This is a genomic window from Sphingomonas sp. SphC10, assembly GCF_057004845.1.
On record NZ_CM168044.1, the window covers coordinates 2866425 to 2891652 of the forward strand.

Annotated in this window: 25 protein-coding genes; 8 read left to right on the forward strand and 17 right to left on the reverse strand. The window is 68.3% G+C overall.

Annotated elements, in window-relative coordinates:
• Positions 1-132: 132 nt before the first annotated feature.
• The 5 genes from ACWKSV_RS13105 to ACWKSV_RS13125 all read right to left on the reverse strand — a co-directional run bounded on the left by ACWKSV_RS13105 (position 133) and on the right by ACWKSV_RS13125 (position 4429).
• Positions 133-1380 (reverse strand): adenosylmethionine--8-amino-7-oxononanoate transaminase, encoded by a 1248-nt coding sequence (locus ACWKSV_RS13105; RefSeq protein WP_076714256.1) that lies wholly within the window; start codon positions 1378-1380, stop codon positions 133-135.
• Entirely contained in the window at positions 1377-1997 is a 621-nt protein-coding gene (gene bioD, locus ACWKSV_RS13110) for a dethiobiotin synthase (protein WP_076714258.1), read from the reverse strand. Before bioD ends, ACWKSV_RS13105 begins: the two co-directional genes overlap by 4 nt.
• A complete protein-coding gene (locus ACWKSV_RS13115; protein ID WP_076714260.1) occupies positions 1994-3103 on the reverse strand; it encodes an 8-amino-7-oxononanoate synthase in 1110 nt (369 codons plus the stop codon). The genes bioD and ACWKSV_RS13115 overlap by 4 nt, the downstream gene beginning before the upstream one ends.
• Positions 3104-3267: 164 nt before the next feature.
• A complete protein-coding gene (locus tag ACWKSV_RS13120; RefSeq protein WP_076714262.1) occupies positions 3268-3996 on the reverse strand; it encodes a class I SAM-dependent methyltransferase in 729 nt (242 codons plus the stop codon).
• Positions 3997-4000: 4 nt separating this feature from the next.
• Complete coding sequence (locus tag ACWKSV_RS13125) at positions 4001-4429, reverse strand: GtrA family protein (protein WP_172839604.1); 429 nt, start codon at positions 4427-4429, stop codon at positions 4001-4003.
• A gap of 87 nt (positions 4430-4516) precedes the next feature.
• Between ACWKSV_RS13125 and ACWKSV_RS13130 the strand changes: the two genes are divergently transcribed.
• Positions 4517-6286 carry a hypothetical protein gene (locus tag ACWKSV_RS13130; RefSeq protein ID WP_076714264.1) on the forward strand — a complete coding sequence of 590 codons (1770 nt, stop codon included), beginning with the start codon at positions 4517-4519 and terminating at the stop codon, positions 6284-6286.
• A 93-nt stretch (positions 6287-6379) separates the two neighbouring features.
• Here the strand turns inward: ACWKSV_RS13130 and ACWKSV_RS13135 are convergent, their stop codons facing one another.
• From ACWKSV_RS13135 to sucC, 3 genes are all read right to left on the reverse strand, one after another.
• Positions 6380-7309, reverse strand: coding sequence for an electron transfer flavoprotein subunit alpha/FixB family protein (locus ACWKSV_RS13135; RefSeq protein ID WP_076714266.1), 930 nt, complete (start codon positions 7307-7309; stop codon positions 6380-6382).
• Positions 7306-8055, reverse strand: a complete 750-nt coding sequence (locus tag ACWKSV_RS13140) for an electron transfer flavoprotein subunit beta/FixA family protein (RefSeq protein WP_076714268.1) — start codon at positions 8053-8055, stop codon at positions 7306-7308. Before ACWKSV_RS13140 ends, ACWKSV_RS13135 begins: the two co-directional genes overlap by 4 nt.
• Before the next feature lie 154 nt (positions 8056-8209).
• Positions 8210-9409: an ADP-forming succinate--CoA ligase subunit beta gene (gene sucC / locus ACWKSV_RS13145; protein ID WP_056438953.1), complete on the reverse strand. Its 1200-nt coding sequence runs from the start codon at positions 9407-9409 to the stop codon at positions 8210-8212.
• A 177-nt stretch (positions 9410-9586) separates the two neighbouring features.
• Between sucC and ACWKSV_RS13150 the strand changes: the two genes are divergently transcribed.
• A complete protein-coding gene (locus ACWKSV_RS13150) occupies positions 9587-10153 on the forward strand; it encodes a sterol desaturase family protein (protein WP_237243483.1) in 567 nt (188 codons plus the stop codon).
• A 26-nt stretch (positions 10154-10179) separates the two neighbouring features.
• Positions 10180-10512, forward strand: coding sequence for a pilus assembly protein PilZ (locus tag ACWKSV_RS13155; protein ID WP_056439044.1), 333 nt, complete (start codon positions 10180-10182; stop codon positions 10510-10512).
• A gap of 244 nt (positions 10513-10756) precedes the next feature.
• Here the strand turns inward: ACWKSV_RS13155 and ACWKSV_RS13160 are convergent, their stop codons facing one another.
• Positions 10757-11692: a ribose-phosphate pyrophosphokinase gene (locus ACWKSV_RS13160; RefSeq protein ID WP_056438950.1), complete on the reverse strand. Its 936-nt coding sequence runs from the start codon at positions 11690-11692 to the stop codon at positions 10757-10759.
• 97 nt (positions 11693-11789) lie between these two features.
• Between ACWKSV_RS13160 and gltX the strand changes: the two genes are divergently transcribed.
• The 4 genes from gltX to ACWKSV_RS13180 all read left to right on the forward strand — a co-directional run bounded on the left by gltX (position 11790) and on the right by ACWKSV_RS13180 (position 14873).
• Positions 11790-13115, forward strand: coding sequence for a glutamate--tRNA ligase (gltX, locus tag ACWKSV_RS13165; protein ID WP_076717767.1), 1326 nt, complete (start codon positions 11790-11792; stop codon positions 13113-13115).
• Positions 13116-13202: 87 nt separating this feature from the next.
• On the forward strand, positions 13203-14099 hold the full coding sequence (locus ACWKSV_RS13170) for a tetratricopeptide repeat protein (RefSeq protein ID WP_056438947.1): 897 nt from the start codon (positions 13203-13205) through the stop codon (positions 14097-14099).
• A gap of 4 nt (positions 14100-14103) precedes the next feature.
• Positions 14104-14709 (forward strand): LON peptidase substrate-binding domain-containing protein, encoded by a 606-nt coding sequence (locus ACWKSV_RS13175; protein WP_056438944.1) that lies wholly within the window; start codon positions 14104-14106, stop codon positions 14707-14709.
• Entirely contained in the window at positions 14706-14873 is a 168-nt protein-coding gene (locus ACWKSV_RS13180) for a Trm112 family protein (protein WP_076714270.1), read from the forward strand. Before ACWKSV_RS13175 ends, ACWKSV_RS13180 begins: the two co-directional genes overlap by 4 nt.
• Positions 14874-14923: 50 nt before the next feature.
• Here ACWKSV_RS13180 and ACWKSV_RS13185 read toward each other — a convergent pair whose 3' ends face one another.
• Both ACWKSV_RS13185 and ACWKSV_RS13190 read right to left on the reverse strand, forming a co-directional pair.
• Positions 14924-15406, reverse strand: coding sequence for an MAPEG family protein (locus tag ACWKSV_RS13185; protein WP_076714272.1), 483 nt, complete (start codon positions 15404-15406; stop codon positions 14924-14926).
• Positions 15407-15694: 288 nt separating this feature from the next.
• A complete protein-coding gene (locus tag ACWKSV_RS13190; RefSeq protein WP_076717768.1) occupies positions 15695-16909 on the reverse strand; it encodes a UbiH/UbiF/VisC/COQ6 family ubiquinone biosynthesis hydroxylase in 1215 nt (404 codons plus the stop codon).
• A gap of 137 nt (positions 16910-17046) precedes the next feature.
• On the opposite strand from ACWKSV_RS13190, the gene ACWKSV_RS13195 reads away from it, so the two are divergent.
• Complete coding sequence (locus ACWKSV_RS13195) at positions 17047-19362, forward strand: DNA translocase FtsK (RefSeq protein WP_056438942.1); 2316 nt, start codon at positions 17047-17049, stop codon at positions 19360-19362.
• A gap of 150 nt (positions 19363-19512) precedes the next feature.
• On the opposite strand, the gene ACWKSV_RS13200 is transcribed toward ACWKSV_RS13195, so the two are convergent.
• The 6 genes from ACWKSV_RS13200 to hemC all read right to left on the reverse strand — a co-directional run bounded on the left by ACWKSV_RS13200 (position 19513) and on the right by hemC (position 25213).
• A complete protein-coding gene (locus ACWKSV_RS13200; RefSeq protein WP_156884155.1) occupies positions 19513-20283 on the reverse strand; it encodes a hypothetical protein in 771 nt (256 codons plus the stop codon).
• 77 nt (positions 20284-20360) lie between these two features.
• A complete protein-coding gene (locus ACWKSV_RS13205) occupies positions 20361-20960 on the reverse strand; it encodes a response regulator transcription factor (RefSeq protein WP_076714276.1) in 600 nt (199 codons plus the stop codon).
• Positions 20960-22600: an MASE1 domain-containing protein gene (locus ACWKSV_RS13210; protein ID WP_076714278.1), complete on the reverse strand. Its 1641-nt coding sequence runs from the start codon at positions 22598-22600 to the stop codon at positions 20960-20962. The genes ACWKSV_RS13205 and ACWKSV_RS13210 overlap by 1 nt, the downstream gene beginning before the upstream one ends.
• Before the next feature lie 63 nt (positions 22601-22663).
• Complete coding sequence (locus ACWKSV_RS13215) at positions 22664-23617, reverse strand: hypothetical protein (protein ID WP_076714280.1); 954 nt, start codon at positions 23615-23617, stop codon at positions 22664-22666.
• Entirely contained in the window at positions 23614-24297 is a 684-nt protein-coding gene (locus ACWKSV_RS13220; RefSeq protein ID WP_076714282.1) for a uroporphyrinogen-III synthase, read from the reverse strand. Before ACWKSV_RS13220 ends, ACWKSV_RS13215 begins: the two co-directional genes overlap by 4 nt.
• A gap of 4 nt (positions 24298-24301) precedes the next feature.
• Entirely contained in the window at positions 24302-25213 is a 912-nt protein-coding gene (gene hemC / locus ACWKSV_RS13225) for a hydroxymethylbilane synthase (protein WP_184105799.1), read from the reverse strand.
• Positions 25214-25228: the final 15 nt, after the last annotated feature.

The window sequence follows — 25228 nt, forward strand, 5'->3', positions numbered from 1 at the left end:
CCCGATATTCCTCCCCTGTAAGGGGAGGTGGCAGGGCGTCAGCCCTGACGGAGGGGTGTCGTGCTATCGAGAGGGGAACACCCCTCCGTCACGCTTCGCGCGACACCTCCCCTTGCAGGGGAGGAACGAGGTTTAACTCCCGAAACGGTCGATCGCTTCGCAGATGCCGGTCCAGACTGTACCGAGCTGTTCCGGTGTGATGGAGTAGGGCGGCATGACATAGATGGTGTTGCCCATCGGCCGGACGAGCAGATCACGCTCGCGAAAATGGGTCAGCAGTCGGGGCGCCAGGTCGGACAGGTAATCCTGCCCCGCGCCCAGCTCGAATGCGGCGATCGTACCAAGTTGGCGGGGGCTGTGGACCGACGCTTCGCTTGCCACCGTTGCCAGATGCCGCGATTGCGCCGCCGCCAGAGCATCGATCCGTGCCTGCACCGGCTCGTCACGCCAGATCGCCAGATTGGCCGCCGCCGCCGCGCAGGCGATGGGGTTGGCGGTATAGCTGGACGAGTGGAAGAACTGTTTCGACCGGTCGGTCTCCGACCAATGCGCCTGGAAGATCGGCTCGATCGCCAGCGTCACCGCCAGCGGCACCGCGCCGCCGGTCAGCCCCTTGGACAGGCAGAGAATGTCGGGCACCACCTCCGCCTGCTCGCAGGCCAGCAACGTGCCGGTGCGGCCCCAGCCGGTCATGATCTCGTCGGCGATGAACAAGACGCCGTGTGCTGCGCAAATGTCGCGCATCGCGGCCAGCGTCTCCGGCGTGTACAGGAGCATGCCGCCCGCACCGAGCACCAAAGGCTCGACGATGAACGCCGCCGCGCCCGCCCGGCACTCCGCCTCCAGCGCGTCGAGCGTGGCCTGTGCATCGCTGGGAAAGGGAATGGTGCCGACATCGAAGAGCAGCGGCGCATAGGCGCGGTTGTACACGCCGCGCGCGCCGACCGACATCGCGCCGATCGTGTCACCATGATAGCTGTGTTCGAGGACGAGGATGCGGTGACGCGGCTCGCCCCGGTGGAGCCAGTATCCCAGCGCCATCTTCAGCGCGACCTCGACCGCCGTCGAACCGGAGTCCGAGAAGAACACCCGCGTCAGTTCGGGCGGGGTGATCCGCACCAGTTCGGCGGCGACTTCCTCGGCGGGTTCATGCGTCCAGCCCGCGAAGATGATCTGGTCGAGCTTGCCCGCCTGTTCCGCGATGGCGGCGCTGATGCGCGGATGGTTATGGCCGTGCGTCGTCACCCACCAGCTGGAAATGGCGTCGATCACTTCGCGCCCGTCCACCGTGGTCAGCACCGCGCCGTTGGCGGTGGCGACCCTGGGGATCGGTTCGCCCAGGCCGTGCTGGGTAAAGGGATGCCAGACCGGCGAGGTCATCGAAAATCCCCGATGTCGAAGTTCGCGGCAAATGCTTCGGCCAGTGTCTCGCGGTTGAGCGTCGCCAGACGCGGCAGACGGCCAAGCCGCTTCACCCCGCCGATCGCGGCAATGGTCGCCTCGCTGTCCTCGACACCCTCGCCGACGAATGCGACGCCCAGGATCGGCACCCCGCGCGACTGCAGCGCCTCGATCGACAACAGGCTGTGGTTGATCGTGCCCAGCCCGGTCCGCGCGACCAGCACCACCGGGCGGCCCCAATGGGCGAACAGGTCGGCGAACAGCAACTGGCGGGTGACGGGCACCAGCACCCCGCCCGCCCCCTCGGCGACCAGCGCGCCATCGATCGGCGGCAGGGCCAGCCGGTCCATCGCGATCTCCACCCCGTCGATCTCGGCCGCACGGTGCGGCGAGCAAGGGATCTTCAACCGATAGGCGGAGGGGAGGACCGGGCGGCCGCTCAGGCGTGCCACCGTCTCGGCATCGCCATGCCCCTCCTCGTCGGTGCCCGCCTGCACCGGCTTCCAATAGCTGGCCCCCAGCGCGCCGGTCAGTGCGGCGGAGAAAACGGTCTTGCCGATTTCGGTATCGGTGCCGGTGACGATGATCGCGCTCATGCCAGAACCTCGTTCAGTGCCTGGTCGAGGGCGAGGATGTCCGCCGCCTCGACATTGAGGGTGACCGACAGCCGCAGCCGCGCCGCGCCCACCGGCACGGTCGGCGGCCGGATGCCGCGAATGTCGAAGCCGCGCACCTGCAACGCCTCGGCCGCGCGCATGGTGCGGCCATTATCGTGCAGGATCAGCGGCATGATCGGCGTGCCGTTCGCCAGCGCGCCCTGTTTCGCCAGACACTCTCCCGCCAGCGCGATCCGCTCATGGAGCGTGGTCCGCCGTTCGGGCTCGTCGGCGAGGATGCGCAAGGCCTCGCGCACCCCGCGCGCCATGAGGGGGGACGGCGCGGTTGAGAAAATGAAACCCCGCCCGCGATTGACCAGATAGTCGCGCACGATGGCGGGCCCCGCGACCAGCGCGCCCTCGCACCCCAGTGCCTTGCCGCAGGTGTGGAGGGTGACGACCCGCTCGCCGGGCGTGGCGAGCCCCTGCCCCCGCTCGCCGAAGACGCCGGTGGCATGCGCCTCGTCCACGATCAGCATCGCGTCGTGCCGCTCGGCCACCGCCATCAGTTCGGCGAGCGGCGCGGTGTCGCCGTCCATCGAATAGAGGCTTTCGACCGCGATCCAGGCGGTGCCCTTGCCGCCTTGGGTGCGCCAGGCCCGGATCGCATCCTCGAACGCCGCCGGGTCGTTATGCGCCGCCGCCACGGACTGCGCCCGCGACAGCTTCATCCCCTCATGCATGCTGGCATGGACGAGCGCGTCATGGACGATCAGGTCGCCACGCTGGGGCAGCGTCGCCAGGAGCGTCGCATTGGCGGTATAGCCCGACGAGAAATACAGGCTCGCCTCCGCCCCGAAGAATGCGGCGGCTTCGGCCTCCAGCGCCTCATGCTCCGGGTGGTTGCCGCGCAACAGCCGCGAGCCGCCCGAACCGACGGGGACGCCCTCTGCCACCGCGTCCGCGATGGCGGCGGCAAGGCGGGGGTGGCTCGCCAGCCCCAGATAGTCGTTGGAGGCGAAGTCCCTGCCCGCCATCGGAGCCAGCCCCCGCAACCGGTCCCGCGCAGCCAGTCGGGCCAGATCGGCGCGATGAAAGTCCAGCATGGGGACTTCCCTAAAAGGGATGGACGGTGAGTGAAACCATATTTGCGAGGGATTCCGGTGGCCTTCGACTTCGCTCAGGCGGAACGGGGGTTGAGCTGTGCGGCCAATAGCACCTCACTCCGTTCAGCCTGAACGAAGTCGAAGGCCACGCCCCCACGCCAGCCTCAAACCGGCTCCGCCAAGGTCACGATCGACACCCCCGGCGTCAACGGCACACGCCCGACCAGATGCCGCTCCAGCCGGAAGATCGCCTCGAACGCCTTGTTGAGCGGCGCGGGCGGGGGCGAATCGTCGCTGTCGTCGCGCCCCGTGATCCGTCCCGCGATCCGCGCGGCCGCCGCCAGCGGGAAGAGCAGCGAGTTGAAATAGCCGAGCTTGCGGGGTTTCAGCCCCGCCTTCTCGATCGCCGACACCAGCGTCCCCTTGGAATAGCGGCGATGATGATGGTTCACCACGTCGTGCGCCGACCACATCCACTGATGCGCAGGGACCGCGATCAGGATCTTGCCGCCCGGCTTCAGGCAGGACTTCATCGCGGCAAGCGCGGCGACATCGTCCTCGATATGCTCGACCACATCGAGCACCGCGATCAGGTCGTACGCGCCCCGCTCGATCCCCGGCAGTTCGGGGAGCGGCGCGGCCTGGACCGGCTTGCCCAGCCGGGCGGATGCGATCTCGCGCGCGGCGGGGTCGATCTCGATCGCGTCGACCGAGCCGAAGCTCGCCAGCATCGGAAGGTTGTGCCCGGTGCCGCAGCCGATTTCCAGAATGCGCGCCTCGGCGGGCAGCTTGCCATAGCGGGTCAGATAGTCCGCCAGGATGTCGCGGCGCGCGCGATACCACCAATGGGTGGAATCATGCGCGGCCATGCGGTCGTAAACGATACGGTCCATGAACTTATCCGAAGACCCATTGGCGGTTGAGCGCGAAGGTCGCGATCGGCGTGATCGTGACCACCGGGATCAGCGCGACCCAGGGTTGTTGATGCAATAGCCCGGTCGCGATCCAGGTGAAGAGCGCGTTCAGCGCAAGGCCGAAGCCCTGCACCACCAGGAATTTCAGATGCTGCCGGCCGCTGGAGTCGCGGGTGCCGTGCCCGCGAAAACTCCACGCACTGTGCAGGAAGAAGCCGACGATCACCGCGACCAGAAAGGCGGGCGGCACCGCCAGCACGGCCTTGTCATGCGGCAGGACCCAATAGGTCAGCGGCAGATAGACCGCCGAATAGACGACCGTCGACACGCCCCCCGCGATACCGAAGCGGATGATCTGGCCCAGCATGCCGCTGGACCGCCATCGATCGATCTGGTGCTGAAGAGTCGCCATACTCCCGACCTTGCCCCCAACCTTGCCCTTTGCGCCGCCCGCGATAGAGCGGAACCCATGTCCCCGCGCCTTAGGCTGCGGGCGGGTATGAGGGAAGCGTCTTTGGAACGTCTGCAGCGTGAGATCGACCGCAACTGGCAACGGTGGGTGCTGGTGGCGTGGGCCGCGATCGCCGCCTGGTACATGTACGACCGCTGGGGCCAGATACGCTGGTGGTCGCTGGGCGACACCGACGACAATATGCGGCTGATGCAGGTGCGGGCCTGGATGGCGGGGCAGGACTGGTATGATCTGCGCCAGTATCGGATGAACCCGCCGGTCGGCTTCGACATCCATTGGAGCCGCATCGTCGACCTGCCGATCGCCGGGCTGATCCTGTTCTTCCGCCTGTTCACCACCCCCGCCTGGGCCGAGCGGCTCGCCTGCGGCCTGGCGCCGCTGATCCCGCTGTCGATCACCATGACCGCGCTGGCGGTGACGCTGCGCCGCCTGATCGGGGTGCTGACATGGCCGCTGGGCCTGGCGCTGCTGCTGTGCGCCCATGCGACGCTGCTGATGTATATGCCGATGCGCATCGACCATCACGGGTGGCAGCTGGCAATGCTGGCGGTCACGGTCGCGGGTCTGTGCGATCCGGCGGCACGGCGCGGCGGCGCGCTGGTCGGCCTGGCGAGCGCGGTGTCGCTGGCGATCGGGCTGGAGATGCTGCCCTATGCCGCAATGGCGGGCGCGATCCTGACTTTGCGCTGGGTGTGGGACCGGGCGGAGGCCGACCGGCTGGCCGTCTATGCGCTGACCCTGGGCGGCGGGAGTGCGGCGGGGTTCGCCGCCTTTGCCTCCAACGCCAATTACGCGATGCGCTGCGACGCGCTGACCCCGGTCTGGTTGTCGGTGACGGTCGCGGCGGGGGCGTTGCTGTTCGTGCTGGCGCGGATCAATCCGGCGTCGCGCGGCGCGCGGCTGGGTCTGGCGGTGGTCGCAGGTGCGGTGATCGCGGGCGGTTTCGCCAGCCTGTTCCCGCAATGCCTGACCCGCCCCGAACAGGTCAGTCCCGAGTTGCAGCGCAACTGGCTGAACAATGTCCGCGAGGCCAAGCCGATCTACAAGCACCCGCTTCGCGTCGCGCTGCCCATGGCGATCATGCCGGTGATCGGGATGATCGGGGCGATCGTCGCGGCCTGGCGGCGGCGGACGATCGGCTGGACCGCGGTGGCGCTGTTCACGACCTTCGCCTGCCTGATGCTGTTGTGGCAGGCGCGCGCGGCGCCGGCGGCGCAGATGCTGGCGATTCCGGGCATCGCGGCGTTGCTCTGGATGGTCCTGCCCTGGCTGACGCGGCTGCGCTCGCCCCTGCTGCGGGTGCCAGCCATCGTGCTGGCGGTGCTGGTGCCGACGGGGATCGCGGCGAGCTGGATCGTCACCTATCTGCCCGCGACCCAGCCGAGCGCTTATGCGAACCGGGTCAACCGTGCGACCGGGCAGTGCGTGCGCACCTCGGTGCTGACGCGGGTGAATGCCTATCCCCGAGCGACGGTGTTCACCTTCGTCGATCTGGGGCCACGGTTGATCGTGACGACGCATCATGACGCGATCGCAGGACCCTATCACCGCAATGGCGATGCGATCCTGGACGTACAACACGCCTTTCAGGGCAGCGAGGCGCAGGCGCGTGCGATCATGAAGCGGCATGGTGCGACGTTGCTGCTGATCTGCCCGGACATGGCCGAGTCGACCAACTACCGCGCACGCGCGCCGGGCGGCTTCTACGACCGGATGGCGCGCGGCTGGACGCCGAACTGGCTGACCCCGCTGCCGCTGCCCAAGGGATCGCCGCTGAGGCTGTATCGGATCCGCTGAAATTTCCCCTTCACGGGGAGGACCACCGCGAAGCGGTGGTGGAGGGGGAGCATGCCGCCAGGGATGGCCCAGGCGGCAAGCTCCCCACCTCTATCAGACCTTGCTGGTCAGTTCCGGCACGACGGTGAAGAGGTCGCCGACCAGGCCGATATCGGCCACCTGGAAGATCGGTGCATCCTCGTCCTTGTTGATCGCGACGATGATCTTGGAGTCCTTCATCCCCGCCAGATGCTGGATCGCGCCCGAAATGCCGACCGCGACATAGACTTCCGGCGCCACGATCTTGCCGGTCTGGCCGACCTGATAGTCGTTGGGGGCATAGCCCGCATCGACCGCCGCACGGCTCGCGCCGACGGCGGCGCCCAGCTTGTCGGCGAGCGGGTCGATCAGCGCATGGAACTGATCCTCCGACCCCAGTGCACGGCCGCCCGAGACGATGATCTTGGCGCTGGTCAGCTCGGGCCGCGCATTCTCGGCCTTTTCCGCGCCTACGAAGCGGGACTTGGCCGCGTCGCCCGTCGCGGCGACCGCCTCGACCTCGCCCGACCCACCCTCGGCCGCCGCCTTTTCGAACGCGGTGGTGCGGACGGTCAGGACGAGCTTAGTGTCGCTGGTCTTGACCGTGGCGATCGCGTTGCCCGCATAGATGGGCCGGGTGAAGCTGTCCGGACCCTCGACCGACAGGATGTCTGAAATCTGCATCACGTCGATGAGGGCGGCGACGCGCGGCGCGATATTCTTGCCGGTGGTGGTCGAGGGGGCGAGGAAGGCGTCGTGATGGCCCATCAACTGCGCGATCAGCGGCGCGACATTCTCGGCGAGCGCATTGGCGTAGGCCGCGTCGTCGGCGATATGGACCTTGCCCACGCCCGCGATCTTCGCGGCCGCCTGCGCGACACCGTCCACACCCTGACCCGCGACGATCAGGTGGACCTCGCCCAGCTTGGCCGCCGCCGTGACGGTCGCCAGCGTGGCATCCTTGACGGACCCGCCGTCATGCTCGACCCATACCAGCGTCTTCACTTGGCCACTCCCAGTGCTTTGAGTTTCTCGACCAGTTCGTCGACCGAGCCGACCTTGACGCCCGCCTGGCGCTTGCCGGGTTCGGCGACGTGCGTGATCGTCAGGCGGGGCGACACGTCGACGCCGTAGTCGGCGGCGGTCTTGGTCGCCATCGGCTTGGACTTGGCCTTCATGATGTTGGGGAGAGACGCATAGCGCGGCTCGTTCAGGCGAAGGTCGGTGGTGACGATGGCGGGCAACGTCAGTGCCACCGTCTCCAGCCCGCCATCGACCTCGCGGGTGACGTTGGCGGTCTGGCCGTCGATCTCGACCTTCGAGGCGAACGTGCCCTGCGCCCAGCCGAGCAGCCCGGCCAGCATCTGGCCGGTCTGGTTGTTGTCGCCGTCGATCGCCTGCTTGCCCAGGATGACGAGGCCGGGCTGTTCCTCCTCGACCACTTTGGCAAGCAGCTTGGCGACGCCCAGCGGCTCGGGCGCCTGATCGGCGGTGATTAGCACCGCCCGGTCCGCGCCCATGGCGAGCGCGGTGCGCAGCGTGTCCGCTGCCTTGGGCTCACCGATCGAGACGACGACGACCTCGGTCGCCGCCCCCTTTTCCTTCAGCCGGATCGCCTCTTCCACCGCGATCTCGTCGAACGGGTTCATCGACATCTTCACGTTCGCCAGATCGACGCCCGTCCCGTCCGCCTTCACGCGCGGCTTTACGTTATAATCCAACACCCGCTTCACGGGCACGACGATCTTCATCGCGATTCCTTCCCGGCTGGATAGCCCATCATGCCGCCGTCTTTGGCGGGCTTGCGACCGCATCGCAAGAGTTACGCCCGACCAACGAGAAAGGGGCCCGGACGTTTCCGCCCGAGCCCCTTTATAATCGGTCCGTCAGGGCCGAAGGTGCGGTTTAGGCGACCTTCTGAACCTCGGCCACGATCTTCTTGGCGGCATCGCCCAGATCGTTGGCGGGGACGATGGCGAGACCCGAATTGGCGAGGATTTCCTTGCCCTTCTCGACATTCGTACCCTCGAGGCGGACGACCAGCGGAACCTGCAGGTTCACTTCCTTCGCCGCCGCGACGATGCCGTCGGCGATGATGTCGCAGCGCATGATGCCGCCGAAGATGTTGACCAGGATGCCCTTCACGGCGGGATCGCTCAGGATGATCTTGAACGCCGCGGTGACCTTCTCCTTGTTCGCGCCGCCGCCGACGTCGAGGAAGTTGGCCGGGAACATGCCGTTCAGCTTGATGATGTCCATCGTCGCCATGGCGAGGCCGGCGCCGTTGACCATGCAGCCAATGTCACCGTCGAGCTTGATGTACGCCAGGTCGTACTTCGACGCCTCCAGCTCCATCGCGTCTTCTTCGGTGGTGTCGCGCAGTTCCATCAGGTCCTTGTGACGGAACATGGCGTTGCCGTCGAAGCCGACCTTGGCGTCGAGCACCATCAGCTTGCCGTCCTCGGTGACGGCGAGCGGGTTGATCTCGATCTGCTCGGCATCGGTGCCCAGGAACGCGGCGTAGAGCTTCGACGCGACATTGGCGGCCTGCTTGGCGAGGTCGCCGGTCAGCTCCAGCGCGGCGGCGACGGCGCGGCCGTGATGCGGCATGAAGCCGGTCGCGGTGTCGATGTCGATCGAGTGGATCTTCTCGGGCGTGTCATGCGCCACGGTCTCGATGTCCATGCCGCCTTCGGTCGAGGCGACCATCGAGACACGGCCGGTCGCACGGTTGACGAGCAGCGCGAGGTAGAATTCCTTCGCGATGTCGACGCCGTCGGTCACGTACAGGCGGTTGACCTGCTTGCCCGCTTCGCCGGTCTGGATGGTGACCAGCGTGTTGCCCAGCATGTCGGTGGCGGCAGCGCGGACTTCCTCGGCGGTCTTGGCCAGGCGGACGCCGCCCTTGGCGTCGGGGCCGAGTTCCTTGAACTTGCCCTTGCCGCGGCCGCCCGCATGGATCTGCGCCTTGACGACGTAGAGCGGGCCGGGGAGCTTGGACGATGCCTCAACGGCCTCCTCGACGGTCATCGCGGCGAAGCCGGCGGGGACGGGCACGCCGAACTTGGCGAGCAATTCCTTGGCCTGATATTCGTGGATGTTCATGCGCTAGCCTTCCGCCTCTCGGGTGGTTCTAGGGAAATTGGGTGTGGCTAAAGCACAGGCTGACGGACAAATCCACCCCGAAACGGCGTTAATGCAAATGCATCGCAAATGCTTTTCAGGGGCGGTCGGGGCGATCCCTTGACGCGACCGACGGAATAGGAAGCAAATTTATCGCAAATGCGTTATGATGACCCGATGAACTGGGCTTTCGGCATCCTTCTGTTTCTCGGCACCGTGATCTTCATGGAGGGGTTCGCCTATGCGGCCCACCGGTGGATCATGCACGGCCCCGGCTGGTTCCTGCACGAGAGCCATCACCGGCCGCGCACCGGCAACTGGGAATTGAACGATCTCTATGCGGCCATCTTCGCGGTCCCGTCCTTCGTGATGATCCTGGGCGGGGTGCAACTGGGCTGGTGGCCGGGCTTCACCTGGATCGGGGCGGGAATCGCGGCCTATGGCGCGATCTATTTCGGCTTTCACGACATCATCGTCCATAAGCGTCTTCCGACCCGATATCTGCCCAAGTCCGATTATATGAAGCGGATCATCCAGGCGCACCGGCTGCACCATGTCGTCGAGACGAAGGAAGGCACGGTCAGCTTCGGCTTTCTGGTCGCGCCTCGGCCCGAGGATCTGAAGGCGGAACTGAAGAAGCGCGCACGGGCGGGCGTGCGGCGGCCTGCGGGTGCGTCCGAACGTGTCGCGGCCGAGCGTCAGGATGCCCTGTTGACGGAAAAGTAACCTTGTTCAGCGAAGAGGGGAGCGTCATGGAAAAACCGGTCTTCACACCGCCTTTCGAGCCCGTTCCCGGCCAGGACCTTCGCCGGTCGCTGCGCCATGCGGTGCGCATGCGCGCCCATCTGCGCGACAAGGGCCAGACCCGGTTCGAGATCGACGTCGTCGACCTGTCGTCCGAGGGCTTTCGCGCCGAGACCAGCTTCACCCTGTGGCCGGGTACGATCGTCTGGCTGACCCTGCCGGGCCTCGCCCCGCTGGAGGCGGTGATCGCCTGGCGTGACCGCTTCAAATATGGCTGCGCATTCTCCAAGCCGCTCCACCCGGCGGTGTTCGAGCATATCGTCGCGCTGGGAAATCGCTGAGGAGTGTGAGCCTTAAGCGTTTCGCTTGTGGCGAAGCCCTCCCCCATCCCAGTTTCAGGTAAACGATGCCCCGCATCGTTTAGGTCATGCCGGCGGCATGACCGACCTGAAACTCGCCTGCGGGAGGGGCGTGCTTAGTTCGACTGGCTAGCGCTTCTTCTAAACCCCTCCTCCCGGCCGGGGGGAGGGGTTTGGGGTAGGGGATAGGCCACGAGCGAGATGCCTGCGGCTTACCCCAAAAAAATCAATCGAACAGGCTCGACACGCTGGTCTCATCCGCGATGCGCTTGATCGCTTCGCCCAGCAGCGGAGCAATCGGCAGGTGGCGGATCTTGCCCGTGCCGCTGATCGACTCATGGTTGCCGATCGAGTCGGTAATCACCAGCTCGCGCAGTTCCGAGCCATCGACTCGCGCCACCGCGCCACCCGACAGCACGCCGTGGGTGACATAGGCGACGACGTCTTCCGCCCCCGCCTGGCGCAAAGCGGCGGCCGCGTTGCACAGCGTGCCCGCCGAGTCGACGATATCGTCGATCAGGATGCAGAAGCGCCCTTCCACGTCACCGATGATGTTCATCACCTCCGACTCGCCCGCGCGCTCGCGGCGCTTGTCGACGATGGCGAGCGGCGCGTTGTTCAGCCGCTTGGCAAGCTGGCGGGCACGGACCACGCCGCCGACGTCGGGCGAGACGACCATGAGGTTGTCGTTCTTGAAGCGCGCCAGAATGTCCGCCGACATGACCGGCGCGGCATAGAGATTGTCGGTCGGGATATCGAAGAATCCCTGAATCTGACCGGCATGGAGATCGACCGACAGGACGCGGTCGGCGCCCGCGACGGTGATCAGGTTGGCGACCAGCTTGGCCGAGATCGGCGTGCGGGGGCCGGGCTTCCGATCCTGGCGCGCATAGCCGAAATAGGGAATCACCGCCGTGATGCGCCGCGCCGACGCGCGCTTCAGCGCGTCGATCATGATGAGCAGTTCCATGAGGTTGTCGTTGACCGGATAGCCGGTCGATTGGATCACGAACACGTCCTCGCCGCGGACGTTTTCCTGGATCTCGACGAAGATTTCCTCATCGGCGAAGCGGCGCACCAGTGCCTCCGTCAACGGCACCTCCAGATAGGAGGAAACCGCCTTCGCCAGCGGCAGATTGGAATTGCCGGTCATCAATTTCATGGTCGTACCCCGTCCCCGCAGACAGCCCGTAGTCGCGGCCCCTTTAATCGCGCTGTCACAATAGCGCAAAGGTGATTCCCCGATTATGGCGGCGCTCATGACCGTGACCCGTTTCGCTCCCTCGCCCACCGGGCGGCTGCATGTCGGCAATATCCGCACCGCGCTGCACAACTGGATGTATGCGCAAAAGGCTGGCGGGCGTTTCCTGCTGCGCATCGACGATACCGATGCCGAGCGCAGCGAGGAACGCTATGTGGATGCGATCCGGGCGGATTTGGCCTGGCTGGGGCTGATCCCCGATGCCGAGGTACGCCAGTCGCAGCGTTTCACTCTGTACGAGGCGCGCTTCGCCGAGCTGGTTGCGGGCGGCCATGTGTACCCCGCCTATGAGAGCGCGCAGGAACTGGACCTGAAGCGCAAGATCCAGCTCGGGCGCGGCCTGCCGCCGGTGTACGACCGCGCCGCGCTGTCGTTGACCGAGGAGGACCGTACCAAGCTGGAGAGCGAAGGCGTTCGCCCGCACTGGCGGTTCAAGCTGGATCACGGCGCGCCGATCGAATGGGACGATGCGGTGCGCGGGCCCCAGCGCTTCGACCCCGCAACGATGAGCGATCCCATCATCCGCCGCGCCGATGGGACATGGCTCTATATGCTGCCCTCGGTGATCGACGATATCGACATGGGCGTGACCCAGGTGGTGCGTGGCGAGGATCACGTCTCCAACACCGCGCTCCAGATTCAGATGTTCCAGGCGCTGGCGGCCGAGCTGCCGCGCTTCGCCCATGCCGCGCTGCTGACCGGCAATGAGGGCAAGCTGTCCAAGCGACTCGGCTCGCTGGGGGTCGACCACTTCCGCGAGATCGGCATCGAACCGCAGGCGGTGCGCGCGCTCCTCGCCCGCATCGGAACCAGCGATCCGGTCGAGCCGGTCGCCGACATGGCGCCGCTTATCGCCGGGTTCGATTTCTCCCGCTTCGGCCGGGCGCCCGCGCGGTTCGACGAAGCGGAACTGGCGCAGCTGAACGCGCGCATCCTCCACCAGACGCCGTTCGAGGCCGTCGCCGACCGGCTGCCGACCGGTATGGGTGTAGCGGAATGGGAGGCGGTGCGGCCCAATCTCAACACCGTCGCGGAGGCCGCCGACTGGTGGCAGGTGATCGAGGGGCCGGTCGAGGCTCCCGAGCCTGCCGAGGACGACCGCGCCTATCTGGCGCAAGCGGCCGAGGTCGCGGGGCGGATCGACTGGGCGGGCGATCCTTGGGCTGCGCTGACCGCCGCCTTGAAGGACGCGACGGGGCGCAAGGGCAAGACGCTGTTCCTGCCGCTGCGCCTGGCGCTGACCGGCCGGGCGCAGGGGCCGGACATGGCCGCGCTGCTGCCGCTGATCGGGCGGGAGCGGACGATCGCACGGCTGAACGGCTGATTTACGCCGCCACCTTTCATTACCGCCCCGCCTCGCCCACATAGGGCCTAGCAACACGTAAAGGAGCGTCTTTTGGCCACGTTGGGAATGTCGCCCGCCGACAAGGAAGCCGTCACCGCCTTCCGCCGTGATGTCGTCGAGCCGTCGATGACCAAGCTGGTCATCCTGGACTTCTGGGCGGAATGGTGCGGGCCGTGCAAGGCGCTGGGCCCGACGCTGGAGAAGGTCGCGGAGGCCTATGCCGACAAGGGCGTCGTGCTGGCGAAGATCGATACCGACAAGAACCAGTTCATCGCCAACCAATTCCAGATCCGCTCGATCCCGACCGTCTATGCGATGTTCCAGGGCCAGCTGGTCGCCGACCTAACCAGCGCGCGTACCGAAAGCGCGTTGCGCACGATGCTGGACCAGCTGCTCAAGCAGCTGCCGATCCAGTCGGAGGCGGCGGACGCGGCGGCCGAGCTGGAACCGCTGATCGCGATGGGCGAGGAAGTGCTGGAGGCCGGTGACGCTGAGCGCGCGGTGTCGATCTTCCAGCAGCTGCTCGACATGGCGCCGGAGCATCCCGCCGTGCTGTCGGGGCATATCCGTGCGCTGCTGGGTGCAGGGCGCATCGAGGAAGCCGAAGCCGCGACCGAGGCGCTGCCGCAAGGCCTGGCCAACGACCCCGCCATCCACCGCGCCATCGCGACCGTGTCGCTGGCGCGGTCCGCTCCACCGGCGGCGGACTATGCGGGGCTTGCGGCCGAGGTCGCGGCCAGCCCCGACGATCACGAAAAGCGGTTCGCGCTGGCCAACGCCCAGATGGCGGCGGGCGACCGTGACGGCGCGGCCGACAACCTCCTCCATATCGTCGCGGCCGACCGCAGCTGGAATGAGGATGCCGCGCGTCAGCAGTTGCTCAAGCTGTTCGAGGTGGTCGGCATGACCGATCCCTGGGTATCGCAGCAGCGGCGGCGCCTGTCCGCCATTCTGTTCGGCTAAGGACATGGCGCGGCTCTCGATCTTTCCGCTGGCGGGCGCGATCCTCTTTCCGGGGATGCCGCTTCCGCTGCACATCTTCGAGCCGCGCTACCGGGCGCTCGTCTCCGACGCGATGGCGCGCGACCGGCGGATCGGCATGGTCCAGCCATCGGGCGAGGGCGATACGCCGTCGCTCTACCAGATGGGCTGTGTCGGCCGCATCGCCGAGGTCGAGGCGATGGAGGATGGCCGCTACAACCTCGTCCTCGAAGGCGTGTCGCTGTTCCGCATCGTCCGCGAGCTGGAGGTGACGACGCCGTTCCGCCAGGTCGAGGCCGAGCTGCTGCCGGTGATCGACGAGGATCTGCTGTCGCTCGGCCGCCGCGCCTCGCTGGAGCAGGAATCGAAGCGTTTCGCCGATCTTCAGGGCTATGCGGTCGACTGGGACGCGGTCGGGCGGCTGGACGACGAGAGCCTGGTCAACGGCATCGCCCAGATCGCGCCGTTCGACGTGGCGGCCAAACAGGCGCTGCTGGAGGCCCCCGATCTGGAACAGCGTGCCGAACTGATCATCCAGCTGATGCAATTTTTCGGTCGTCATGACGGCGAGGATCGGGTGACCCTGCAATGAGCCTGGACCCATGGTTGCTCGAACGGCTGGTCTGCCCGCTGACGCGGACGCCTTTGCGCTATGACGAAGCGGCGCAGGAGCTGGTGTCGGAGGCGGCTGGGCTCGCCTATCCGATCCGCGACGGGGTGCCGGTGATGCTGGTCGAGGAAGCGCGGGAGCTCTGATCCCCGCCGCCTCCACCCTCCGTTCAGCCTGAGCGAACGGGGTGAGGGTATCAGGCCAGCCGCCCGACCAACGCCACCAGCACGATGACCAGCGCCGCCACGCTGGAATAAAATCCCAGCGCGAACCCGAAGGCCCGCGCCGCCGCGCCGCGCGCATAATGGGACCAGAACAGCGTGCGCCCCACGGAGAACAGCCCGGCCAGCGTCGGGATGATCGCCCCCGATCCCTCGACCACCCAGGCGAGCGCCAGATAGGCCGGGATCGCCAGCACCACCTGCTCCAGCGTGTTGCGCAGCACCGCCTGCGCCATCGCGACTCGCGGCGAATCGGGACTTCCGCTGGCCGCCGCATCGATATCGGCAGGCGATGTGAAGCGCAGCGCCGCGACATGCCCGATCGCCGCCGCCAGCCAGAGCGCGGCCACCGTGGATGCCGCCACCGCGCGTAAAATCCGGTCGGTGGGGGAAAGCGTTGGTCCGACACTCCACCCGACCAGCAAGGCAAGCGCCACCACGGCCAATGCGGCTGCCATGGCGCGGGCTACACCGGCCTGGCGGCGGTCGCGGATCGGGGTTCGAAGCGGACGAGTGGGATGGTCAGGCCCGGGGATCATGGCGCGCGAAACGCCGGACATGGCTTTTGGGATCCCATATGGTGTCATTACGGGTGCGTCGCTTGTGGCTTTCCCTCCCCCATCCCCTCCCGCCTGCGGGAGGGGAGCGCTTGTTGGCTGGCCGTAAGCGCGCCTCATGCCACGCCCCTCCCGCAGGCGGGAGGGGTTGGGGGAGGGCCTGATACTCTTCGGACCGGCCCGCCCGGTTTACACCAGCACACCCTGCAACAGGCGCGGCAACTGCCCCGTCTCGCCGCGCGCTTCGGCCATGAAGCGGTTCTTCAGCGGCGGGATATGGTCGATCGCGGTGATGCCCAGCCGCCGGACCGCGCTGGCGGTCTTGCCGGGCACGCTGAAGATGCGGTTGAAGCTATCGGTCGCCACCGACACCATCAGCGTGTCGAGCCCGCGCCACTGCTGATAACGCTGGAGCAAGGCCGCATCGCCCAGGTCCAGGCCGGTGCGCTTGCCCTCGATCAGCACCTCGACCAGGGCGGCGACGTCGCGATAGCCCAGATTGACGCCCTGACCCGCAATCGGGTGGATGCCATGCGCCGAGTCGCCGACCAGCACCAGCCGCTCGCCCGTCATCGTCGCGGCACGATGGAAGCCCAGCGGATAGGCGGAACGGGGACTCGCATGGCTCAGCTTGCCCAGGAACCCGCCCATGCTCTTCTCCGCCTCGGCCAGGAAGGCACGGTCGGACAGTTTCAGCATCGCATCGCCGTCACGCCCCGACACCGACCAGACGATCGCCGAGCGGTGGCCGATCTCGTCGTCGGGCAGGGGCAGCAGCGCGAAGGGGCCGCTGGGGTAGAAGATTTCGAACGCGATATTCTCGTGCGCGATTTCGTGATGGAAGGCGCTGATGATCGCCTTGTGGTCATAGGACCAGCGCGCGACCTTGATTCCCGCCGCCTCGCGAGTCGGCGACTGACGCCCTTCGGCGGCGACCAGCAGCGGCGCGCGGACGGTGCTGCCATCGCTCAAGGTCGCGGTGACGCCCGCCGGGCCGCGTTCGACATGCGTCGCGCGGGTCAGCATCCGCAGATCGACCAGCTCGGCTTCATTGGCGGCCTCGTTGATCGCGCGGCGCAGCAGCTTGTTCTCGAACATCGTGCCCAGCGCGCCGTCATCGGCGTCGGGAATGAAATCGAGCTTGCCCGGCTCCAGCCCGTCGCTGACCCGGATATGCCGAATCTCGCAGCCCTTGCCCGCCAGCTTCGCGCCGATACCGATCGCGTCCAGCATCCGCCAGCTGGCCGAGGCGACCGCCGAGGCGCGCCCGTCGAAGCCGGGGGCCAGCACGACCGCCGGATCGGCGGGATCGACGATGATCGAAGACAGGCCATGCGCGGCCAGACCGACACCCAGAGTCGCGCCGACCAGGCCGCCGCCGAGGATGATGACGTCGCTATCCATGTCCATGCTCCTAGACCGTCACGCGGTCGCAAACAATGCGGGTGTCGCCCCCCGCGCCTTGACGCAGGAACCGCCAGAGGCGATGAATTTTCCGGGATTTTTCCCGGATTTTTGCGACTTCCTGAAGGACAAGACCCATGGCCAGCCGCGCGCAGCCGGTTTTATGGCGCGAGACGGTGAAGGCGGGTGCGGTGCGCAGCGGTGCGCTGGTCGCCGCGCTCATCCTGTTTGCCGTAACGCTGATGCTGGTGCTGGCGCTCGCCAGCTACCGGGCGAGCGATCCTGCGCTCAACACCGCCTCGGGCGCGGCCCCGGCCAACTGGATGGGGCATCCCGGTGCCTGGATCGCCGATATCGTGCTGACCCTGTTCGGCCCCGCCGTGGCGCTGATCCTGCCGGTCGGGCCGATCATCGCGACCCGGTTGTGGCGCGACCGTCCGGCGGGCCGCTGGGTGAAGATGCTGCGCCAGGCGGTGCTTGGCGTTGCGCTGATGGCCTGCGCCCTGTCCTTCGTGTCCGACTCGGCGGTGCTGGCGCTGCCCGCCGGATGGGGCGGCGTGATCGGGCTGTCGGTGGCGGGCCTTGTCCGCTGGGCGCTGGAATTTTCGGGCCAGGCGGCGGTCGTGACCTGGGGATCGGTGGCGATCGGCCTGGCCTTCGGGCTGGGCGGCGCGCTGATCTGGGGCCGCAGCCTGGAACTCGACATCGCCGAACGCGGCCTGGCGCGCCTGCGCCGCCGCCGGGCGGTGAGCGAGGATGGCGAGGCGCTGCCCTGGGACGATGAGGACGAGGCGCTTTACGACGAAGACGACGAGGATGAGGAACCGCTGACGCTGGCCCGCAAGGCGGTGCCGGTGCGCGAGGATCGCCCCGCCCCCGTCATCGCCGACCGTCAGGTCGCGCCTGCGCCCGCCAAGCCCAAGACGGCGGCCGATCGCGATGCGCCCTATCAGTTGCCTGGCCTGGACCTGCTGACGCCCGCGCCGCCCTCGCCCGCCGGACAGATCGACAAGGCGGCGCTGGAGCGCAATGCGCGCCTGCTGGAGAATGTGCTCGACGATTTCCGCGTCCAGGGTTCGATCGTCGAGGTCCGCCCCGGCCCGGTCGTCACCATGTACGAGCTGGAGCCCGCGCCCGGCATCAAGGCCAACCGCGTCATCGCGCTGGCCGACGATATCGCGCGCAACATGTCGGCGATCTCGGCGCGCGTCGCGGTGATTCCGGGGCGCAACGTCATCGGCATCGAACTGCCCAATCCCAAGCGGGAGATGGTGTCGCTGCACGAACTGGTCGCGTCGCAGAGCTTCGCCGATCAGGCCGCGCAGCTGCCGATCATCCTGGGCAAGAACATCGCGGGCGACTCGGTCGTGGCCGATCTGGCGCCGATGCCCCACCTGCTGGTCGCGGGTACGACGGGTTCGGGCAAGTCGGTCGGCCTGAACGGCATGATCCTGTCGCTGCTCTATCGCCTGACGCCCGAGCAGTGCCGGATGATCATGATCGATCCCAAGATGCTGGAGTTGTCGATGTATGACGACATCCCGCATCTGCTGTCGCCGGTCGTGACCGATCCGGCCAAGGCGGTCCGCGCGCTGAAATGGGCGGTCGAGACGATGGAGGACCGCTATCGGCAAATGTCCTCGGTCGGCGTGCGCAGTCTCGCCAGCTTCAACGACAAGGTGCGCGCGGCCAAGGCCAAGGGCCAGCCGCTCGGCCGCAAGGTCCAGACCGGCTATCATCCCGAGACCGGCCAGCCGGTCTATGAGGAAGAGAAGCTCGAATACGAACCGCTGCCGCAGATCGTCGTGATCGTCGACGAGCTGGCCGACCTGATGATGACGGCGGGCAAGGAAGTCGAATTCCTGATCCAGCGCCTCGCGCAAAAGGCGCGTGCGGCGGGTATCCACCTGATCATGGCGACGCAGCGGCCGTCGGTCGACGTCATCACCGGCGTCATCAAGGCGAATTTGCCGACCCGCATCAGCTTCCATGTGACGTCGAAGATCGACTCGCGCACCATCCTGGGCGAACAGGGCGCCGAACAGCTGCTGGGGCGCGGCGACATGCTCTACATGCCCGGCGGCAAGGGCATCGTCCGCGTCCACGGCCCCTTCGTCTCGGACGACGAGGTGCACCGCGTCGCAGATCACTGGCGCGCGCAGGGCCAGCCCGATTACATCTCCTCGGTCACCGAGGAACCGGCCGAGAGCTTCGCGCTCGACGGCGCGCCCACGGGCGAGGACACGGCCGAGGACCAGCAATATCGCGCGGCGATCCAGCTGGTGTGCGAAAGCCAGAAGGCCTCGACTTCCTGGCTCCAGCGTCAGTTGCGCATCGGCTATAACTCGGCGGCGCGGCTGATCGAGCGGATGGAGACCGACGGCATCGTCAGCCGCCCGGACCATGTCGGACGGCGCGAGGTGCTGCGCGATACCGAGGGGCATCCGGTTTAGGGAAGTCCGGGGCGTGGCCTTCGACTTCGCTCAAGCTGAACGGAGGTTGGGAGGAGCCGCCGTCCCCCCACGCCCGTTCACACTGAGCGAAGTCGAAGTGCACGTTCCGCGCTTAGCCACGAGGGCCATTCCCATAGCCTTCGACGAAGCTCAGGTCGCAGGCTTCAATGTCGCCGAATCGATATGCCACCGCAGCTGTGCCGCACTGGCCCCCGGCACGTCGTTGACCCGCCGCACCACATATTGCCCGACGAAGCGCTGCTGCCGCCCATCGTCGAGCTGTGCATTCACCGTCACCGGCACCGTCGCATAGATCGACCCCGCCGCGCCCTCGCTGGGGGCCAGCTTGCCGATCGTCACGCTGGTCGCGCGGGTATTCGCAAAGCCCTTCTGAAAATCGGCGAAACGCTGGCCGGGGCGGCCGTCCGGGCCCCATTGCGTCCAGGCGGTGCTATAGTCATGTGCATTGATCGCCGCATAATAACGGCGGACGACATCGACCGCCGCCGCATCGCTTTTGGGATCGACCGCGCAGCCGGGCGTTTTGCCCGCGTCATCGCCCATCAGCGCACAGGATCGGGCAATCTCGTCCTCGATGATCGCGCAGCTATTGACCGCATTGCAGGGCGGATGAGTGGCGGGTGAAACCGAGGTACAGATCTTCACCAGCCGCTGCGCCGCCGCCTGCCCACGCTCGGCCGAGCAGGACAGGACCGCATCCGGGGCGCGGGTGGCGCCGGTCTTGATCGGCGCGGGCAGGGTGGCGCGGGTCGGCTCGACTGCCGGTGTCGCCTCAGCGTCCGGCGAGGGGACGGCCGTCACCATGTTGCGCTCCGGCTCGCCGCCCCCGCCACAGGCAGCCAGCGGCAGGACCAGCGCACCCGCCAGCCAGCGGGTCATGCGGAATGCGGGACGAATCACGGCAGAACCTCCGACAGCATCGATCCCGGTCAACGCGCCCCGCCCGCGCCCGGCTCCTCGCTTCACCGCAAGCGGATTTAGCGGGATAGCGCGATCAGCTGCGCCACGCTTTGCGTCTGGGTCTTGTGGAACACCGCCGCCCGGTGATCCTCGATCGTCTTGGGCGACAGGCCAAGCAGCCCGGCCATCGCCTTGTTGCCATGGCCCTGCACCATCAGGTCGAACACCTGCCGTTCGCGCGGCGACAGCTCGCCCAACCGCCGGGCGGTCGCGCGACTCGCGGTCGACCAGGCGATGCCGTCGCGCAACGACGCACACAGCCGCGCCTCGTCGATGGGCTTGTCCAGATAATCGACGCCGCCATGCCGCCGGACCGAATCGACCGCATGGGCCGTGTTCGGCCAGGCGGTCATGAACAGGATGGCGACATGGGCATCGAGCGCGCGCAGCCGCTCGGCAAAGTCGAAGCCGTGCCACTCGCCCATCATCACATCGGTGACGACGGCATGGGCGGCCCGGCCGGGATAGGCGGCGAGCAGTGCGGCGGGATCGTCAAAGGCCTTGGCGACGAAACCCTGCCGGGTCAGCATCCGCGCGACCGCCGCCCCCAGATCGGCATCGTCGTCCAGCACATGCACGGTCGCGGGGGCTACGGGATCGGGCGAACGGAGGGGCATCAGCGGATCTCGATCAGGGGAAGCGACAGGGCGGCATGGACCATGCCGTCCGGCCCATGCATCCGGGTCAGGGTGCCGCCATGCGCCTCGACGATGGCGCGCGCGACATGGGTGCCGATCCCCATGCCGTCGCGCGCCACCGGCCGGGCGGATGCGCGATTGACGACATGGATCACGGCCTGGGTCTCGTCGGCGGTGACGTCCAGCGTGACGGGATGAGGATCGGCGTCGCCCTGCGCGGCCTGCACCGCGTTGCGGACGAGGTTCATCACCGCCTGCGCCAGCTCGACCTCCTGCGCCATCACCTGCAAGGTTGGATCGACCGGGCTGATGACGAGGGCGACGCCCGCCTCGCGCGCCTCGGCCTGGGCCAGCGTCGCCACCATGTCGACCAGCGCGGTCAGCGCCAGCGGCTGCGGTGCGCCTTCGGCATGGCCGCCGAACCGGCGCAGGCGTCGGATCAGCGTCGCCAGATGCTCCGCCTTGCGATCGATCAGCGCCGCTCCGTCCGCGATCTCGTCCCCCCGCCCGGCGGTCAGCTGGTGCAGGTGGCGCGCCTCGATCGCGAGCGTGGACAGCGGCTGGCTGACCTCATGGATCACCGCCACCGACATGGCGCGCAGCGTCTTCAGCCGCTCGGCCTGGAAGAGCAGCCGGTCGCGCCGTTCCAGCATGGCGCGTGCGGTGGCCTGCGCATCGGCGAAGCTGCCCGCCAGATAGCCGGTGACGACGATGGTCGCGAGCGCCAGGTGCCGCTGCAACCGCTCGGGCGTGTCCATCGCGCCCGCCGTGTCGGGCAGGACGCGCAGCACCACGACGAGCAGCGCCCCCCAGGCGGCGGCACGGCCGAAGCGCAACCCGATCCACGCCACCGCGACCAGCACCGGCGCGGGCTGCATCCCCAGCCCCGCCTGGTCGAGCAGCCGGGCAAGGCCGATGCCCAGCCCTAATACCCCCGCCGTCTCCACAGCCGCGAGCAACGAAGGCAGCGGCCAGCGCCAGCGGGCCCGGCCCGACACCGCATCGGCGATCCACAGGAGCGGCGGCGCAATGAACAGCGTGCCAAGCAGATCGCCGACCGCAAAGGCGGCGAGCGACACGATCACCTCGCGCGGGCTGGATACGCCGGTCAGCTCCGGGCTGGTCAGCGCCTGGGGCACCGCGCTCAACGCCGCCGCCAGCGGGGCGAGCACCAGCGCCAGCCCCAGCGGCATCGGCGCAGTCAGCAAGGCCGCCCCCCGCCGCTCCGCCAGCCAGCCGATGGCCGCGACCGTCGCGCCGTAAGCCAGCACCGGGCGCGCAATGCCCCAGATCGCGACCGTCCAAGGCATGCCCTTCAGCACCGCCGGGGTCAGGGTGACGTCGACCGCGATCTCGACCAGCGCGATCGCCGGGGTCAGCCGGGGCCCCAGCCGCCAGAGCAGAGCGAGCCGCAGCCCGGCCGCCGGAAACCAGAGCGAATAGAAGCCGCTGCCGCCCCAATAGGCCGCCAGCCGGTGCAGGACGGCGAACCCCACCGCATAGAAGGCGAGCGCCGGCCAGTCCTGCCGCCGGGGCCAGAACATCCGCAGGCCGAGCGTGTCGAGAGGCTCAGGGGCAGCGGGCTGGGAAGCAAAGGAGGGACTGAGCGGCGCCGTCATCGCAATCTGTCTGTACCGGGCGCCTGGCGATCGGCATCCGGGAATTTCCCGGATAGACAGTGTTTAGATGGTCGGCGCGGCTGGTGCCGTCTGTGGAGAAGCCTGTGGATTATCCTGTGGGTTCGTTTGGGCCGTGGTGGTGTCGGCCGTGTCGGCGGGCGGGGTGCCCGGCACCGGGGTCGTCACGATCGGTGCCGGGGGCGGCGCGGGCGGGGTGACGAGCGCGGCATTCTCGATCAGGTCGAGCGCCTGGCGCGCGCGGACATAGCGCAAGGCGGCTTGTTGCCAGCCTTGGGCGGCGGCGGCACCGGGCAGGCGTGCGACCTCGGCCCGGGCGGCATCGACCTGTCCGCCGTCGAGCAGGCGGCGCGCCCGCGCCAGCCGGTCGGTTGGGTTGGTCGAGGGGGCATTGGCCTCTCGAATGACGATCAGGCGCGCCAGTTCCTGGCGAAGTCCTTCCCACCAGCCATTGCCGCCGCTGACGACCAGATCGGGGGCCAGCGTATCGAGCCCCTGGCGCAGCGTTTCCAGCGTCACCGGCTGGCGCGCGGTGACGATCAGGACGGAGACGGCGCGCGGCTCGCTGGTGCCGAAGCGGGTGCGAAGCTGCTCCTCCAGATAGCCGAGCGGCTGGCCACGATCGACCGCGCGGCGCACGGCGGCGGCGACCAGGATCGACTCGGCGCGGCCCGCCTGCGCACCCGCCGCCGTGGCGTCGGTGGACAGCGTGGCGGCGCGCGTCTCCAGCGCGGCGAGCTGCGCGGCCAGTTGCGCCTCGCGCGTGGCCAGCGCCACGGGATCGGTACGCGGCGTTTCCTTGACGGTGCCGCCGGTGCCGCCGGGCTTGGCGGTGACGGCCTGCGTCGCGGTGCCATTGGCGTTGAACCAGGACAGGTTGCGCATGGCATAGGCCATCAGCAGGATACCGGCGACAAAGGCGATCAGGACCAGCGCGACGATCGCGCCCTTTCGGGGGCCGCGCGTCGGCGGTCGGTCGGAAGGCGCGAAATTGTTCATGCCCCGCTTATCCCCGTGGCGGCGGCTCGGGTCAACGCCTGCGCGGCCGCCACCATGGCATCGTCGCGCGGCGCCGTGGCGATGACGGCCGCCTGCCAGCCCGGCCCAGCCGCCGCCGCCGTCTTGGCGCTGATCGCCACCAGTGACACGGTGGCGCGGGACAGGCCCGCCCGCTCGACCAGCTCGGCCAGCCGCGCGGCGGCGCGGGCGGAGTGAAGCAGGACGATCTGCCCCGCCAGGGCGTGGATCGCGGACACCTCCACCGCCACGGGATCGGCGGCATAGACGATGCAGGTCATCGCCCCCGTCTCGACCCGATCACGGCCCGCCAGATGAAGCAGCCGCGCATATTCCTGCATCCGCGCCTGGGCGACGACCGACGCGGCATCCTGCGTACCGGTCAGCACCACCGACAGCCCGGCCTCGCGCGCGGCGGCGGCGGTGGCGGGGCCGACCGCGATCACCGGCTTGTGGCGCAGCGGACCGAGCGCCGATCCGGCCAGCCGGACGCCCTGGGCACTGGTGAAGAGCAGCGCATCGAACGTCTCGGCCGCAGGTGCCGTCCACGCGACCGCATGCGCCGCGAACAGCGGCAGCGACATGGCGTCCAGCCCCGCCGCGTGCAGGGCGGCGATCGTCGCGCCATGGCCGGGTTCGGGCCGGACGACGACGACCGCCACGGGCTCAGCCCCCGGCGAACAGGCGGCGTACTTCGGGGGCCGCGCGTTCGAGCAGATCGACCGCCAGCCGCGCGCCGAGTTCCTCGTCGAGCCCCCCCTCGACCCAGCCGCTGACCCGCGACGATCCGTCCTCGGCCAGCAATTCGGCACGCAGGGTCAGCATCTCGCCCGCCAGCGAGGCGAGCGCCGCGACCGGGCTGTGGCAATCGGCCTGCAAGGCGGCGAGCAGCGCGCGTTCGGCCATTACGCAGGCATGGGTCTCGGCATGGTCGATCGAGGCGATCAACATGGTCGCGGCGGCATCGTCGGCGCGCGTCTCGATCCCGACCGCGCCTTGCGCGGGCGCAGGCAGCATCTGGTCGGTGGGCACAGGCTGGCCGACCTCGCGCCCCAGCCGGTCGAGCCCGGCGGCGGCGAGCAGCGTCGCGTCGACATCGCCGTTCGCCACCGCGGCGAGGCGTGTGTCGACATTGCCGCGCAGCAGGGTGATGGTCAGGTCGGGCCGGTGCGACAGCATCTGGGCGCGGCGGCGCGGGCTGCTGGTGCCGATCACTGCGCCGGGCCGCAGCTCGGCAATGGTCTCCGCGCCGATCAGCCGGTCGCGGACATCGGCGCGCGGCAGCATCGCGGCGATATGCAGCCAGTCGGGCCGGATCGTCTCGACATCCTTCATCGAATGGACCGAAGCATCGATCTCGCGGTCGTACAGCGCGCGGTCCAGTTCCTTGGTCCACAGCGCCTTGCCGCCGATCTCGGCCAGTGCGCGGTCCTGCACCCGGTCGCCGGTGGTCTTGATCGGCACGATCTGAACCGCATCCTCGCTCCACCCCTGGGCGTTTGCCAGCGCCGCGCGCACCATATGCGCCTGGGTGAGGGCCAGCGGCGAACCGCGCGTACCGAGCCGGAAACGAACCATGCGTCCGCCTTTGCC

Excerpts from the sequence above, each read along its gene's own strand:
- ACWKSV_RS13105 (WP_076714256.1), bottom strand. The coding sequence starts at position 1,380 with ATGACCTCGCCGGTCTGGCATCCCTTTACCCAGCACGGCCTGGGCGAA.
- bioD (WP_076714258.1), bottom strand. The coding sequence starts at position 1,997 with ATGAGCGCGATCATCGTCACCGGCACCGATACCGAAATCGGCAAGACC.
- ACWKSV_RS13115 (WP_076714260.1), bottom strand. The coding sequence starts at position 3,103 with ATGCTGGACTTTCATCGCGCCGATCTGGCCCGACTGGCTGCGCGGGAC.
- ACWKSV_RS13120 (WP_076714262.1), bottom strand. The coding sequence starts at position 3,996 with ATGGACCGTATCGTTTACGACCGCATGGCCGCGCATGATTCCACCCAT.
- ACWKSV_RS13125 (WP_172839604.1), bottom strand. The coding sequence starts at position 4,429 with ATGGCGACTCTTCAGCACCAGATCGATCGATGGCGGTCCAGCGGCATG.
- ACWKSV_RS13130 (WP_076714264.1), top strand. The coding sequence starts at position 4,517 with ATGAGGGAAGCGTCTTTGGAACGTCTGCAGCGTGAGATCGACCGCAAC.
- ACWKSV_RS13140 (WP_076714268.1), bottom strand. The coding sequence starts at position 8,055 with ATGAAGATCGTCGTGCCCGTGAAGCGGGTGTTGGATTATAACGTAAAG.
- sucC (WP_056438953.1), bottom strand. The coding sequence starts at position 9,409 with ATGAACATCCACGAATATCAGGCCAAGGAATTGCTCGCCAAGTTCGGC.
- ACWKSV_RS13150 (WP_237243483.1), top strand. The coding sequence starts at position 9,587 with ATGCGTTATGATGACCCGATGAACTGGGCTTTCGGCATCCTTCTGTTT.
- ACWKSV_RS13155 (WP_056439044.1), top strand. The coding sequence starts at position 10,180 with ATGGAAAAACCGGTCTTCACACCGCCTTTCGAGCCCGTTCCCGGCCAG.
- ACWKSV_RS13160 (WP_056438950.1), bottom strand. The coding sequence starts at position 11,692 with ATGAAATTGATGACCGGCAATTCCAATCTGCCGCTGGCGAAGGCGGTT.
- gltX (WP_076717767.1), top strand. The coding sequence starts at position 11,790 with ATGACCGTGACCCGTTTCGCTCCCTCGCCCACCGGGCGGCTGCATGTC.
- ACWKSV_RS13170 (WP_056438947.1), top strand. The coding sequence starts at position 13,203 with ATGTCGCCCGCCGACAAGGAAGCCGTCACCGCCTTCCGCCGTGATGTC.
- ACWKSV_RS13175 (WP_056438944.1), top strand. The coding sequence starts at position 14,104 with ATGGCGCGGCTCTCGATCTTTCCGCTGGCGGGCGCGATCCTCTTTCCG.
- ACWKSV_RS13180 (WP_076714270.1), top strand. The coding sequence starts at position 14,706 with ATGAGCCTGGACCCATGGTTGCTCGAACGGCTGGTCTGCCCGCTGACG.
- ACWKSV_RS13185 (WP_076714272.1), bottom strand. The coding sequence starts at position 15,406 with ATGGCAGCCGCATTGGCCGTGGTGGCGCTTGCCTTGCTGGTCGGGTGG.
- ACWKSV_RS13190 (WP_076717768.1), bottom strand. The coding sequence starts at position 16,909 with ATGGATAGCGACGTCATCATCCTCGGCGGCGGCCTGGTCGGCGCGACT.
- ACWKSV_RS13195 (WP_056438942.1), top strand. The coding sequence starts at position 17,047 with ATGGCCAGCCGCGCGCAGCCGGTTTTATGGCGCGAGACGGTGAAGGCG.
- ACWKSV_RS13205 (WP_076714276.1), bottom strand. The coding sequence starts at position 20,960 with ATGCCCCTCCGTTCGCCCGATCCCGTAGCCCCCGCGACCGTGCATGTG.
- ACWKSV_RS13210 (WP_076714278.1), bottom strand. The coding sequence starts at position 22,600 with ATGACGGCGCCGCTCAGTCCCTCCTTTGCTTCCCAGCCCGCTGCCCCT.
- ACWKSV_RS13215 (WP_076714280.1), bottom strand. The coding sequence starts at position 23,617 with ATGAACAATTTCGCGCCTTCCGACCGACCGCCGACGCGCGGCCCCCGA.
- hemC (WP_184105799.1), bottom strand. The coding sequence starts at position 25,213 with ATGGTTCGTTTCCGGCTCGGTACGCGCGGTTCGCCGCTGGCCCTCACC.